This window comes from Thermophilibacter gallinarum, from assembly GCF_014982725.1.
Taxonomy (GTDB): Bacteria; Actinomycetota; Coriobacteriia; order Coriobacteriales; family Atopobiaceae; genus Thermophilibacter; species Thermophilibacter gallinarum.
In genome coordinates, this window is record NZ_JADCJZ010000001.1 from 492,095 (window position 1) to 504,984 (window position 12,890).

The 12,890-nt window shown below is 69.5% G+C and carries 14 protein-coding genes; 9 read left to right on the top strand and 5 right to left on the bottom strand.

The window, feature by feature from the left end; all coding sequences use genetic code 11:
* Positions 1–8 precede the first annotated feature (8 nt).
* The 5 genes from INF26_RS02320 to INF26_RS02340 are packed head-to-tail and all read left to right on the top strand — an operon-like array spanning position 9 to position 5,464.
* Positions 9–1,211 carry an ABC transporter permease gene (locus INF26_RS02320; RefSeq protein WP_193529111.1) on the top strand — a complete coding sequence of 401 codons (1,203 nt, stop codon included), beginning with the start codon at positions 9–11 and terminating at the stop codon, positions 1,209–1,211.
* On the top strand, positions 1,198–2,403 hold the full coding sequence (locus tag INF26_RS02325) for an ABC transporter permease (RefSeq protein ID WP_193529112.1): 1,206 nt from the start codon (positions 1,198–1,200) through the stop codon (positions 2,401–2,403). The genes INF26_RS02320 and INF26_RS02325 overlap by 14 nt, the downstream gene beginning before the upstream one ends.
* A gap of 48 nt (positions 2,404–2,451) precedes the next feature.
* Positions 2,452–3,582, top strand: a complete 1,131-nt coding sequence (locus tag INF26_RS02330) for a sensor histidine kinase (RefSeq protein WP_193529113.1) — start codon at positions 2,452–2,454, stop codon at positions 3,580–3,582.
* Entirely contained in the window at positions 3,579–4,217 is a 639-nt protein-coding gene (locus INF26_RS02335) for a response regulator transcription factor (protein WP_193529114.1), read from the top strand. Before INF26_RS02330 ends, INF26_RS02335 begins: the two co-directional genes overlap by 4 nt.
* Entirely contained in the window at positions 4,214–5,464 is a 1,251-nt protein-coding gene (locus tag INF26_RS02340; protein WP_193529115.1) for an MFS transporter, read from the top strand. The genes INF26_RS02335 and INF26_RS02340 overlap by 4 nt, the downstream gene beginning before the upstream one ends.
* A 285-nt stretch (positions 5,465–5,749) precedes the next feature.
* Here the strand turns inward: INF26_RS02340 and INF26_RS02345 are convergent, their stop codons facing one another.
* Positions 5,750–6,196 (bottom strand): DUF1810 domain-containing protein, encoded by a 447-nt coding sequence (locus INF26_RS02345; RefSeq protein ID WP_193529116.1) that lies wholly within the window; start codon positions 6,194–6,196, stop codon positions 5,750–5,752.
* A gap of 63 nt (positions 6,197–6,259) precedes the next feature.
* Here INF26_RS02345 and INF26_RS02350 point away from each other — a divergent pair, with 63 nt between their 5' ends.
* The gene (locus INF26_RS02350) at positions 6,260–6,880 is read left to right on the top strand and encodes a DNA-3-methyladenine glycosylase I (protein ID WP_193529117.1); all 621 of its coding nucleotides are present in this window, start codon (positions 6,260–6,262) and stop codon (positions 6,878–6,880) included.
* A gap of 155 nt (positions 6,881–7,035) precedes the next feature.
* Here the strand turns inward: INF26_RS02350 and INF26_RS02355 are convergent, their stop codons facing one another.
* On the bottom strand, positions 7,036–7,524 hold the full coding sequence (locus INF26_RS02355; protein ID WP_193529118.1) for a prolyl-tRNA synthetase associated domain-containing protein: 489 nt from the start codon (positions 7,522–7,524) through the stop codon (positions 7,036–7,038).
* 57 nt (positions 7,525–7,581) lie between these two features.
* On the opposite strand from INF26_RS02355, the gene INF26_RS02360 reads away from it, so the two are divergent.
* On the top strand, positions 7,582–9,075 hold the full coding sequence (locus INF26_RS02360; protein WP_193529119.1) for a S10 family peptidase: 1,494 nt from the start codon (positions 7,582–7,584) through the stop codon (positions 9,073–9,075).
* Here the strand turns inward: INF26_RS02360 and INF26_RS02365 are convergent, their stop codons facing one another.
* Positions 9,076–9,738, bottom strand: coding sequence for an MBL fold metallo-hydrolase (locus tag INF26_RS02365; RefSeq protein WP_193529120.1), 663 nt, complete (start codon positions 9,736–9,738; stop codon positions 9,076–9,078).
* A gap of 57 nt (positions 9,739–9,795) precedes the next feature.
* Here INF26_RS02365 and INF26_RS02370 point away from each other — a divergent pair, with 57 nt between their 5' ends.
* Positions 9,796–10,323: a flavin reductase family protein gene (locus INF26_RS02370; protein WP_193529121.1), complete on the top strand. Its 528-nt coding sequence runs from the start codon at positions 9,796–9,798 to the stop codon at positions 10,321–10,323.
* A 57-nt stretch (positions 10,324–10,380) separates the two neighbouring features.
* Here INF26_RS02370 and INF26_RS02375 read toward each other — a convergent pair whose 3' ends face one another.
* Both INF26_RS02375 and INF26_RS02380 read right to left on the bottom strand, forming a co-directional pair.
* Positions 10,381–10,656, bottom strand: coding sequence for a hypothetical protein (locus tag INF26_RS02375; protein WP_193529122.1), 276 nt, complete (start codon positions 10,654–10,656; stop codon positions 10,381–10,383).
* Positions 10,657–10,753: 97 nt separating this feature from the next.
* On the bottom strand, positions 10,754–11,788 hold the full coding sequence (locus INF26_RS02380; protein ID WP_193529123.1) for a Gfo/Idh/MocA family protein: 1,035 nt from the start codon (positions 11,786–11,788) through the stop codon (positions 10,754–10,756).
* A gap of 79 nt (positions 11,789–11,867) precedes the next feature.
* Between INF26_RS02380 and INF26_RS02385 the strand changes: the two genes are divergently transcribed.
* Entirely contained in the window at positions 11,868–12,866 is a 999-nt protein-coding gene (locus INF26_RS02385) for a hypothetical protein (protein ID WP_193529124.1), read from the top strand.
* The last annotated feature ends 24 nt before the right edge of the window (positions 12,867–12,890 follow it).

Consider the following 12,890-nt stretch of genomic DNA (forward strand, 5'->3'; position numbering starts at 1 on the left):
GGGCGGCCATGGGAACCTCGTTTCTGGTGAGCGTCAAGAGCCTCGTGCGCACGCCCTCGGTGATCGTGTGGATGCTGGCGTTTCCCCTCATCATGTCCGCCATCTTCCTCTTCATGTTCTCCGGCATGCGCACGGACGGCGTGTTGGATCCGGTGCCGGTGGCGCTCGTGGCGCCGGCGGCCGAGAAGGACGGCGCGCCCGCGGGCTCGTTCGAGCAGGTCGTGGACGTCCTCGCGGAGCCGGGGGAGGACCAGCTGCTCGATCTGCGGCACGTGGAGACCGCTGGCGAGGCCGAAGACCTTCTCGCTGCCGGCGAGGTCGACGGCTACTTTGAGCTCGCGCCCGACGGTACGCCCGCGCTTACGGTGGGCTCGGCCTACACGCTCGCGAGCGCGGACGGCGCGACGGCGGTCAACCGCACGATCCTGGAGACCGTCGCCAGCTCCTACGTGCAGTCGCGGGCCCTTCTGGAGGAGGTGGCGCAGCGCGACTCCGCGGCGCTCGCAGACCCCGCCGCGGTGGCGGATGCCCTGGGCACCCAGGTTGACGTGGAGCAGACGCAGATAACGCACGCCCGGCCGGAGGAGATTGTGCGCTACTACTACGCGCTTCTTGGCATGGGCGCGCTCATGGCCTCCCAGGCGGGCATGCTCGCCGTGGCGCAGGCCCAGCCCGGCGTTTCGGCGCTCGGGGCGCGCCGGGCGGTCTCGGGCACCTCGCGCCTGCGACAGCTCGCCGGCTGCGTGCTCGGTGCATGGGCGGTCTCGACCGTGGCGCTGACGTTGGCCTTCGCGTTTCTGCGCCTCGTGGTGGGCGTGGACTTTGGCGGCCGAGACGGGCTGGCGCTTGTGGCCGTTGCCGTCTGCGCGCTGCTCGCCACGGCGCTCGGCGCGTGCGTGGGCGCGCTGCCGATCCCGGCCGGCATCTCAGCGCGCTCGGGCATCCTCATGGCGCTGACCTGCGTGCTCTCGCTCTTTGCCGGCCTCTACGGAACTGCGGCGATGGAGCTCGCGGACAACCTCGCCCGGGCGCTCCCGTGGACGAGCTGGGTGAACCCGACCAAGCTCGTATGCGACACGTTCTACGCGCTCTACTACTACACCTCGCTCGCGCCGTTTGCCGCGCGCCTCGCCGCCTGCGTGGCGGGTGCGCTCGCCCTTCTCGCCGTGGCCGGCGCCATCTTTAGGAGGCAGAGCTATGAGCACCTTTAGGACCGCCCTGCGCGTGGTTGCCGGACACCCCATCTACCTCGCGCTCTACGTGGTGTTTCTCTCCCTCATGGGCGTGTTCGTGGTGGGGGACATGGGCGTTGCGACCTCGGGCGAGAAGGGCGGCTATGCCGCCTACGAGGCGCGTGTCGCGGTGGTGGACCGCGACGGCACGGCGCTCTCGGACGCGCTCGCGGCGTGGGTGAGTGACGCCTTCGAGCTCGTGGACGTTGCGGACGAGCCGCTCGCGCTGCAGGACGGCGTGGCGACGGGCCAGGTGGACTGCCTGGTGGTGCTGCCGGAGGGCTTCGAGCGGGAGCTGCTCGAGGCGGCGCGCGCGGGGGACGAGGTGCCGGCGCTCGAGGTCGCCTACGGCCAGGACGTGCAGGCGGGGGCGCTCGCGGCGCAGGCGGCGTCGCGCTGGGTCTCGCTCGCGGCGGGCGCTGCGGCGCTCGAGCCGACGGCGTCGGCGACCGAGGTCGCACGCCTCGCGCAGGCCAGCGTGGCCGAGCGGGCCGAGGTGGACGTGCGGGAGTCAGAGGGCGCGCTCGGCGGTGCCGACCGGCTCGCCACGTACCTGAACTTCTCGACGTACTCCGTCATGAGCTCCATCGTGGTGGTGGCTGGGGTCTCGCTTGCGGCGTTCCAGCGCCCGGAGCTGCGGCGTCGTACGGCGGCGGGTCCCGTCTCGCCCGCATGTCTCTCCGCGGGGCAGGTCGCGGCTTGCCTCGTGCTCGTGGTGGCCATGTGGGCGTGGACCTGCGCCGTGGCCCTCGCGTCGTGCGCGGGAGCGCTCGCGGGGACGGACCCGGCGCTCGTGGCCTGCGCGCTCGGGAGCGTGCTGCCCTTTGCCCTGGTTCCGCTCGCGCTGGCGTTTTTGCTCGCGCAGCTCGGCCTCAGCGAGGACGCGGTCAACGCCTGCGGCAACATCGGCGCGATGGTGCTCTCGTTTCTCGGAGGGGCGTGGGTGCCGCTCTCCATGCTGCCGGAGGCCGTGCAGGCGGCGGCGCGCCTCTCGCCCTCGTACTGGGTGAGCCAGGCGGTCGCGACGGTGCTGCATGCCGAGGCGCTCACGCCTGATCTGGCCGCCGAGCTGGGGACCAACCTGGGGATCGTTCTGCTCTTCGCGGTGACGCTCTTTGCCGTGGGGCTCGCGCTCGGCCGCGCGCGCCGCCGCGTCGCCGGCGCGGCGTGAGCGACGCCCGTGTGTGTTGTTGTCCGGCCGCGCTGTTAGAATCGCCCCATGGAGAGACTGGCCGACAAGCTCGTGGTGCTCGTCGCCTGCCTGCCCGCGCTCGTCGCGGCGGCGGGCGGGACGGCTGGTGCCGGCCTGGTGGTCGCACTGCTGGCGGCGGTTGCCCTGGCGGCCCTCTGCGAGCTCGCCCGAGGCCGGGTGGCCCTCGTGCCGCCGCTTGCCGTCTGTGCCCTCGCGTGCGCCCTGCCCGAGGCCGCAGCGCTTCTCGGCGTGGCTGCCTACGACCTGTGCCGCGTGAGCGCCGGGGAGCGGGGATGCGTGCGCGCCGCGCCCTCCGCTGTGCTCGTGCCGCTTGCCTGGGGCGCAGCGCGCGGCGTGCCTGACGGACGTGCGGTTCTTCTCGCCGCGGTCGGGATCGTTGTGGGCGGCTGGCTCGGCCTGCGCGTTGGGGCGTCCGAGCTGCGGCGCCGCGACGCCCTCCGCACCCGAGACGACCTCGCTGCCGCCCGCCTCGCCCTTGTCGAGAAGAATCGCGAGCTCCTGGACGCCCAGGACTACGAGGTGCGCCTGGCCACGCTCGCGGAGCGGGCCCGCATCGCGCGTGACATCCACGACAACGTGGGCCACCTGCTCACGCGTGCCGTGGTGCAGGCCGAGGCGTACCGCGTGGTGCACAGCGGCGAGCCTGCCGAGAAGGACCTCGCCGCCGTGGCGCTCACCCTGCGCGAGGCGCTCGACGAGGTGCGCGCGAGCGTGCACGACCTGCGCGACGATGCCTGCGACCTCTCGGTTCAGGTGCGCGCGGTCGTGGAACGCGCCTGTGCGGGGACGGCAGTCGTGCCCGCGGTACGCGTGGAGGCGGGAGAGGCGCCGGCCGCCGTGGCGAGCTGCCTCACAGCGGTCGCGCGCGAGGCCGTCTCCAACGTGCTGCGCCACGCGGACGCGCGTCACGTGAGCGTGGAGCTGGTGGAGCACCCGGGCCTCTGGCGGCTCACGGTGACCGATGATGGAACGACCCCGACCGGCGCGCCCGACAGCTGCCCCGGCATGGGGCTCGCCTCGATGGAGGAGCGCGTGCGCGCGCTCGGCGGGACGTTTCGCGCCGGTCCCGGCGAGGGCGGAGGCTGGACCGTCTTCGCGAGCGTGCCCCGCTCTGGTGGAGAGAGGAGGCGCACATGAGGGTCGTCATAGCAGACGACGACGCCGTGGTGGTGGAGTCGCTCCAGATTGTGCTGGACGCACAGCTCGACATCGAGGTCGCAGGCTGTGGGACGGACGGGGCCGACGCCGTGCGCCTGGCGGCCGACGCCGCGCCCGACATCGTTCTTCTCGACATCCAGATGCCGGGGATGGACGGTCTTGCCGCCGCCGAGAAGATCCTCGCCTCCCCGGAGCCGCCGCGCGTGGTCTTTCTCACCACCTTCTCCGACGACGAGTACATCGTGCGCGCCCTTGCGCTGGGCGCTGCGGGCTACCTCATCAAGCAGGACGTGGCGGGCGTCGCGCCGGCGCTGCGCGCGGTGATGGCGGGGCGCAGCGTGCTGGAGGGCGAGGTGCTGGAGCGGGCGGTCGCCCTAGGAGCGGGTGCGCCGGTGGCCGAGAAGCCCGACCTCACGACGGTCTTTCCCCAGCTCACGGACCGCGAGCGCGAAGTTGTTGCGCTCATTGCCGATGGCCTCTACAATCGTGAGGTGGCTGCGGCGGCCTACATGGGCGAGGGTACCGTCCGCAACCACATCAGCTCGATCCTGGCCAAGCTGGGCCTGCGCAACCGCACCCAGATCGCCGTGGCCTACTGGAGGACGCTCAGATGACAGACGGCAAGGACTCCTGGAAGCTCAAGCTGGCGTGCGTGTGGGGCGGCGAGCTCGTCTCGGTGCTCACGAGCTCCATCCTGCAGATGGGTTTCGTCTGGCACATCACGCTTACCACGAACTCTGCGAGCATGCTCTCGCTGGCGTCGCTCGCGGGGTTCCTGCCGCTGGCACTCTTCGGCACCTTCGCGGGGACCGTCGTGGACCGCTTGCCGCTCAGGGTCACGCTCGTGGGCGCCGACCTCTTCATCGCGGCGGTGAGCGCCGTCGTGGCGGTGGTCTCGCTCACGGGGACGCTGCCCGTGTGGGTGGTCATGGTGGCGCTCTTCGTGCGAGCTGTTGGCAGCGCCTTCCACACCCCGGCCTTCCAGGCGCTCACGCCGCTGGTGGCGCCGGCCGAGCACCTCACGCGCCTCGCAGGAGTGACGCAGGCCGTCCAGTCCGGCGGCTACATCCTCGGTACGGCAATCGCGGCGGTGATCTACCCGCTCTGGGGGCTCACGGCCATGATCGCGCTCGACGTTGCGGGCGCGCTCTTTGCCACGGTCGCGGTGCTCGCGGCGCGGCTCGACGTGGGCGGCTCCGGAGCGCAGGCAGGCGAGAAGAACCTCGGCCTTGTCGCCCAGGCCCGCGCCCTTGCGGGCGAAACCGCAGATGGCTACCGCGTCCTGCGCGGCTACCGTGGCCTCTTCGCGCTGCTGTGGTGCGGCTTCGTCTTCACGCTGGTCTTCTCGCCCATATCGGCGCTCTTCCCGCTCATGACGCTCGACCACTTCGGCGGCACCACGGGTGACGCCGCCACGGCAGAGATCGTGTTCTCGGTGGGTATGATTGCGGGCTCGGCGTTACTCACGGCGACGGGCGGGTTCAAGAACCGCGCGCTTACGGTCTGCTTTGCCACTGCGCTCTACGGCTTTGCGACATTGGTTGCGGGTTGCGCGGGGCCGAGCGCCGGCGGCATGCAGCTCTTCTTTGTGATGAGCTTCCTCATGGGCTTGAGCTCGCCGTTCTACTCCGGTCCGCAGACCGCTCTCATGCAGGAAAAGGTCCCGCCCGAGTACCTCGGGCGTGTCTTTGGTCTCTACGGCGCCATCATGTCCTGGGCTATGCCGCTGGGGCTGGCGTTCTCGTCGCTCTTCGCGGACGCGGTGGGAGCGCCGGCGTGGTTCTTCGGCGCAGGCATCGCGATGGTCCTTCTCGCCTGTGTGACCTGGGCGATTCCTGCCATCCGAAACGTGGAGCGGTAGCCCCTCGCGGCGTCGTGATCACCGAGTCTGTACTTTTTTGGGCACCCAAGGAGTACAGACTCGGCGAACGCTCGGGAACTCGCAGGTAGAGCGCCTGTACGTCGAGTCTGTATTCGTGTCAGACGCGAAAAACTACAGACTCGATGAATGCGGGGCTCGGGGTCACCATTCGACCTCTTGCGTTACGTGTGCGCGACGATGGCGTCGCGGAGCCACTGGGCGCAGCCGGGCAGCTCGCGATTGCTTGCGTCGACTGCGGCGCGTTTGCGGCTCTCAAGGGATGCGTCACTCATTGCCACAACCCCAGGCCTCGCTCACGATTCGCAGCGTGAGCTCGTCGCGGCTGCCGGCGTAGTACTTGTCCAGAACGGCACCGAAGACGGGATCCACGCCCGTGAGCTCGAAGAGCGTCATCGACGAGCGGACCTTGAGCGCGTCGATGCCCCCCAGGACGGCAACGGGGTCGTTCCCGGGCAGGGCGAGAAGCGCGCGCGAAATCTCGAGCAGATGCGCCCTGAGCAGGGGATGGCTGACGTATGCGCCCAGCTCCTCGCGACTGGCGATGCCGTAGCGCTCCGCCACGGGGCTGCGCCCGAGCCCGCGCGCCTGCGGGAAGACGAACCAGATCCAGTGGCTCCGCTTGCGTCCCGCGCGAATCTCGGCGAGCGCCTGCTCGTAGGTGCCGCCACCCTGCGCGCTGACGAAGCGCTCGATGTCGAATCTTGCGGTCATGTGCCGCTCCTCTCGTTTGTCAGATAATAGACCCGCCTCCTGTCGAGAAGAACGGGGAACCGCATGTCGTACTGCGACTGGGACACCACCGATGAGCTCTGCCTGCGCTACCACGACGAGGAGTGGGGCGTGCCGCTGCATGACGACCGCGGGCAATTCGAGTTCCTCTCGCTCGAGGTCATGCAGTGCGGGCTCAACTGGACCATGATGCTGCACAAGCGCGAGGTGTTCCGCGCGTGCTTCGCGGGCTTTGACTTCGACGCCGTGGCGGCGTTTGGCCCGGATGACGTCGGGCGCATCCTGGAGACGCCGGGGATGATTCGCTCCCGGCGCAAGGTCGAGGCCATCATCAACAACGCGCGCTGCTTCCAGCGGGTGCGCGAGGAGTTTGGCAGCTTCGACGCGTATCTCTGGGGCTTCTCGGACGGCAAGACGATCCTCTACAACAAGCACGCCGACGGGTGGATCCCCGTGAGCAACGGCCTCTCGGCGCGCGTGGCGGCGGACCTGCGAAAGCGCGGCTTCAAGTACCTGGGTCCCACGACGGTCTACTCGCACCTCCAGGCCTGCGGCATCATCAACGACCACGGTCGCGACTGCCTGCGCTACGCGGTGGTCAACTCCCTGGGCCCCACGGTCGAGAAGCGCCGCCACCTCGAGAAGGACATCCGCCACTACGAGTGATCCAAAAGGGGACAGACCCCTTTTGAATCCGAACGAAAAGTTTGCGGCGAGCGATAGTGAACCCAGCGCGTTCACAATTCAGATTCGGCACACGCCGTGTGCCGAATCCTTGGCTCGGAGATTCTTGACACACTGTGTCTTGAATTGACGGAGCGCTACAGGTCAACCACGCGGATGTCGTGGTCGTGCCGACACAGCAGCGCAATCAGGTCCGTCGTGGCGAGAAGGACGGTTGCGGTGTTGTCGCACGGGTGAACGGTCAGGTGCCCGGCGTCGACGAGCGCCTGGTCGAGCACGACCTCCACGCGCCCCTCGGTGTCGTTCAGCGCGCCGAGCGGCGTGACGGCGCCCGGGATGAGACCGAGCATCTCGCGCAGGTCCTGCTCGCTCGCAAACGAGAGCCGCCGCGAGCCCAGACGCTCCTGGATCTCCCGCAGCGAGACGTTCTTCTCGTCCGGAAGGCAGACGAGGTAGTACGCGCGGTGCTTGTCGTCCCGCAGAAAGAGGTTCTTGGCGCCGAGCTCGCGATGGGGGATGCCCGCGGCCACGGCCTCCGCGACGGTGTAGACCGCCACGTGCTCGTAGAGCTCGTAGGCGATTCCCTCGCGGTCCAGCAGCTCCAGCGTCTCGGCTTTTCCGTACATGATGGCCTCCCGCGATAGCGCTACCATGTGGCCAGGCACACGGCGTCAGGAGGTAGTATGGCAGACGAGCAGAGCGTCCAGCAGCAGACCAACCAGGCGACGGACGAGGTGATCACGGCCCCGGCCGAGAAGCGCCTGGACCTCCCGGAGGCCGCGAGCAAGGACCTCACGTGGGAGGCGGGCGGCCAGCGCATCGACTACACCGCCACGGCCGCCCACCTCGACGTCCGCACGGACACCGGCTCGCTCATCGGCAAGATGTTCAGCCTCTCCTACGTGGCCAAGCCTGAGGGCGAGAACGCCGACCGCCCCGTGACCTTCTGCTACAACGGCGGCCCGGGAAGCTCGTCGGTCCCCGTGAACCTCGGCGGCATCGGCCCGCGTCGCGTGGCCACCGACGGCACCGCGCACCTCTCGCTGCCCGCGCGCGTTGAGGACAACCCCCACACGCTGCTGCGTCAGAGCGACCTCGTCTTTCTGGATGCGCTCGGCACCGGCTACTCCGCCATCGCCGAGGGCGTGGACCCCAAGACCGTCTGGGGCGTGGACGGCGACGCGGACGCCTTCGCCCGCGCCATCGTCGCGTGGCTCACGGCCAACCACCGCTGGGGCTCGCCGGTCTACCTCTTCGGCGAGTCGTATGGCACGATTCGCAACGCCGTCCTCATGCGCGTGCTGGGCGAGAAGAGCGTGCCCGTCCGCGGCGTCGTCATGCTCTCCGCGATCTTCGACTGGGTGCAGACCCTGCCCGGCGAGGACCTCTACTTTCTGGGCATGCTGCCGACCTTTGCCGCGACGGCCCGCTACTTTGGCCGTGCCGGCAAGGGCACCGACGAGGTCCAGTGGTTCGAGGACGCGATGGACTTCACCGAGCGCTTCTACGCCCCGGCGCTGCTGCGCGGCGACCGCCTGCCCGCCCGCGAGAAGGCCTCCGTGGCGCGGCGCATCTCCAAGCTGATCGGTCTTCCCGCCGAGCAGATCGAGCGCTGCAACCTGCGCGTTGACCTCGACACCTTCCGCCGAAGCCTGCTCGCCGACGAGGGCCTGGTCACCGGCCGCCTGGACATGCGCTTCACCTCGGTCGCGCCGCTGCCGGTGCAGGGCTCCACGTCCTTCTTCGCCGCGGAGGACCCGGCCGACGACGCGGTGGAGGGCGTCTGGCATGCTGCCTTCCGCGCGCACCTCGACGAGATCGGCTTTGCCGGCGCGCCTACCTACCTGGTGAGTAACTACAGCAAGGTGGGCGTGGCGTGGAACTGGACGCACGAGGAGCCCGGCACGGAGGAGCCCGCCACCGCGCCCAACGTCACCTACGACATCGCCGTGGCCATGAAGCGCAACCCCACGATGCGCCTGCTCATCCTCGGCGGCCGCTACGACGCGGCGACCACCTACTGGAACGTGGTGCACGACATGTCCTGCCTGTTCCTGCCCCCAGCCCTCAAGGAGCGCGTGAGCTACAGGCTCTACGGCTGCGGCCACATGGCCTACGTCGACGTGCCCACGCTCGAGGCGATGGGCGCCGACCTCGCGGAGTTCTACGCGCTCTAGCTAGCGCTCGAGCTTCTTGACGACCTCGATCGCGGGGTCCACCGCGGTGGCGAAGGCGTCGAAGTTGGCGTAGGTGCCGACGATGCTGCCGTAGTGGGTGGGCACCACGGCGCGCGGGCTCAGCGCGTTCACGAAGGCCGCGGCCTGGCGCGGATCGCAGGTGTAGGTCCCGCCGATCGGCACGAGCGCGACGTCGCAGCTCACGGTCTCGTTGTCCGGGTTCTGGTCCGTGTCGCCCGAGACGTAGTAGCGCGTGGGCTCGCCGTCGAGCGTGACCACGTAGCCGAGCCAGCCGTTCTCGCGCGGGTGCATCGCCAGGCGCTCGGGCTCCACGTTGTAGGCGCTCACCGCCTCCACGCAGATCCCCGGCAGATCGACCTTCTCGCCCGCGGCCATGAGGTGCGTCTCGGCAGCGCCCAGCCCCGCGACCTCGCCCGCCATGCTCGCCGGCGCTACGACCACGGTCTTCTCGCCCGCCACGCGCGCGTAGTCCTCGGGCGAGAGGTGGTCGTAGTGGGCGTGGGTGATCAGCACGTAGTCCGCGTCGTGCGCGGCCTCGGCGTCGGTCAGCGCAAAGGGGTCGAAGTAGGCGACGGTGCCGCCCGCCCCCTCGATCCGGATGGCGCTCTGGGTGAACACGCGGACGTTCTCGAGGCTGCTCATGACGGCTCCCCTCCTATAATCGGGTCAACCAGATTCTACGTTGAGCCGGAGGCCATCATGCGCGAGAAGATCGACGTCACCGAGTACGCACCCACCATCCTGCGCGAGCTGCCCAGGGGCGTGCTGCTGACCGCGAGCGCGGACGGCCGCGCCAACCCCATGACCATCGGCTGGGGCACGCTGGGCATCGAGTGGGGCAGGGAGCTCTTCGTGGCGTACGTCCGCAGCAGCCGCTTCACGTACGGCCTCATCGAGGAGAGCGGCGAGTTCACGGTCAGCGTGCCCATGCGCACGGGCGAGAAGGACCTCGACCAGCGCATCAACCGGATCCTGGCGGTCTGCGGCTCCAAGAGCGGCCGCGACATCGACAAGGTGGCCGAGCTCGGCCTCACGCTCGTGGAGGGCGAGGAGGTGGCCGCGCCGGCCATCCAGGAGCTGCCCCTCACGCTGGAGTGCCGCGTGCTCTACAAGGACGAGCAGGACGAGGCGCGCCTGCCGGAGGACCTGCGCGAGCGCTACTACGCCACGGATGCGCCGCACACCGCTTACTACGCCCAGATCGTCTCTGCCTACCTCCTGAGGTAGCAAAACCGGGGCCGCCACGAGGGCGGCCCCGGTCTGTGGGCCAGGCTGTCGGCCGTCCTACTTCTTGCCAAAGAGGCCGCCGAGCATGCCGCCGAGGTTGCCGGCGATGCCGCCCAGGTCGAGACCTCCCAGGTCAAATCCGCCCAGGTCGAGGCTGCCGTCGGCGATGCCGCTCTTGACGCCGTCGACGATCTGGGAGAGGTCGCCCTCGCCGAGCTCGATGCCGGTGATGCCCTCGATGGTGCCCTTGGGGTCGGAGATGAGCTCCTGCAGCTTCTCGGGTGCGTCCGCGAGGGCGGCGGAGACCTGCGCGATGATTGCCTGAACGTCCATGTGCTTCCTTTCGTCGTGCGCCGACGGTCGGCGCGCCTGCCCCTCTAGGGTAGCGGGTCGGGGCTCGGGGCGGAGGGGTTCAAACAGTCGGAGAGGGCTACCGGCCCGAACCCAGCTGCCTGCGCACGGCGGCGAGCAGCTCGGCGCAGCGCAGCGAGGTCGCGAGCGGCATGACGGGCGACTCCGTCTCGCCCGCGAGCAAAAGCCCCACAAAGTGCGCGACCTCGGCGTAGAGATCGTCCACGGGGTAGGGGACCTCCAGCTCCACGGGCTTCTCGCCCACGCGCTCAAGCCGGGCGCGCTGTGGCCGGTGCATTTCCTCGACGACGATGCGCCCCTCGGTTCCCGCAAGGACGGCCTCGCGCGGGTTTCCCTGGTCGCAGGCGGTGACCAGGCGCGCGCTCACGTCGCCGGCGCGCAGCTCGGCGTCCGTGAACGTGTCCACGCCGCGCACCCAGCGCGCGCGGGCGCCGAGGACCTCGATCGGTTCCGTCAGGTAGTCGGTCAGCCAGGCGGCGCAGTATATTCCGGAGTCGAGCAGGTTGCCGCCGCCCACGGGGTCGGACATATAGTCCGCGCCGCTGGCCACGCGCTCACCCATGTCGCTGCAGAGCCCGGTCTCCACGCGCGTCAGCCGTCCGATAGCGCCGTTCTCCACGAGTTCGCGAACGCGCAGGTAAAGCGGCTCAAAGCGGGTCTTGGTGGCCTCCATGAGCAGCAGGTTCTCGGAGCGCGCCGCGCGGGCGAGAAGAACCGTCTCCTCGAGGCTCGCGCAGAGCGGCTTCTCGCAGAGCACGGCCTTGCCGGCGCGCAGGGCCGCGAGCGACCACTCGAGGTGCAGGGCGGGCGGCAGTGCCACGTAGACCGCGTCCACGTCCGGGCGGGCGAGAAGGGCGGCGTGCGCGGAGCCGGCCACGCCACCGAGCGCGTCGTCGGAGAGGGCCGCCTCCTCGTCCACGCCGTGCGCCGCCGCGAACGCGGCCGCCTTCTCGGCGCTTCGGCAGCTGATGGCGACGAGCTCGGAGTGCGGCTCGTGCGCGAGGCTGCGCGCGAAGCGCTGCGCGATCCTGCCCGCGCCGACGATTCCCCAGCGCACGCTCTTCTCGGCAGATACTCCACCAGTGGATGACATTTGTCTCTCCTAGCCCACGACCGAAGGGTCGATTGGTAATATACCTAAGTTTTTGTTGCTGAAACTCGAAAGGGTCATCGTGAAGAACTCCGAGATCTACCGCCGTACGCTGAAGTTCTCCGTCATGCGCCTCGTGCGGACCGTGCTGTGCCTCGTTCTGCTCGCCGCCCTGCCGCTCGTTGCCTTCGTCGCCACGGGCATGGCCGGCCTGGACGAGATGGCGCAGCTCGCCGCCACGGGCGTTGCGTTCATCATCGCGCTCATCGTCTTCTACGTCGTGGCGCACTACGGCGGCTACCTGCTCACGGCCGGCCAGGTCGCCATGATCACCGAGGGCGTCGCCACCGGTCAGCTCCCCGAGGACACCTACGAGGCGGGCAAGCGCGCCGTGAAGAGCCGCTTTGCCACGGCGAGCGTCTACTACGGCCTGTGGTCGATCACCAAGGCCATCACCAACGAGATCTCCGCCGGCATGAACGCGATCGCCCGCGGGATCGACGGCGACAACCAGAACGGCGCCGCCTCCGTCATCGCGGGCATCATCTCGGCCGTCGTGAGTGTGGTGCTCGAGTACCTCAACTACTGCAGCCTGGGCTGGGTCTTCCTCCACGGCGAGCAGTCCGCGTTCAAGAGCACCTGCGACGGTGCCGTCGTCTACTTCCAGAACTGGAAGACCCTCATGAAGAACTCCGCCAAGGTGATCGCGATCACCGTCGTCTCGCTCGCGCTCATCGGCGGCGCGTTCTTCGGCGTCGCGTACCTCGTGCTGGGTTCCATCGAGCCGCTGACGGCCGTCCTCTCCCAGATCGACGCCACCGCCACGCTCGAGGACGGCTCCGCCGTGCCCGCCGGCACCTCGCTCATCGTGCTCTGTGCTGTCATCGCGCTCGTGCTCTGGAGCGGCATCCACGGCGCCTTCGTGAAGCCCTACATCCTCGTCTCCGTCATGCGCCGCTACATCGAGGCCGGTCGTGCGGACACGCCGCAGGTCGACGTCTACGAGAAGCTCTCCGGCATGTCCAAGGGCTTCAAGAAGGCCCTCGACCGCGCCGGCGAGGAGGCTCCCTCCGCCGCGTAGCCGCGTCGTGAGACAAAGGGGACA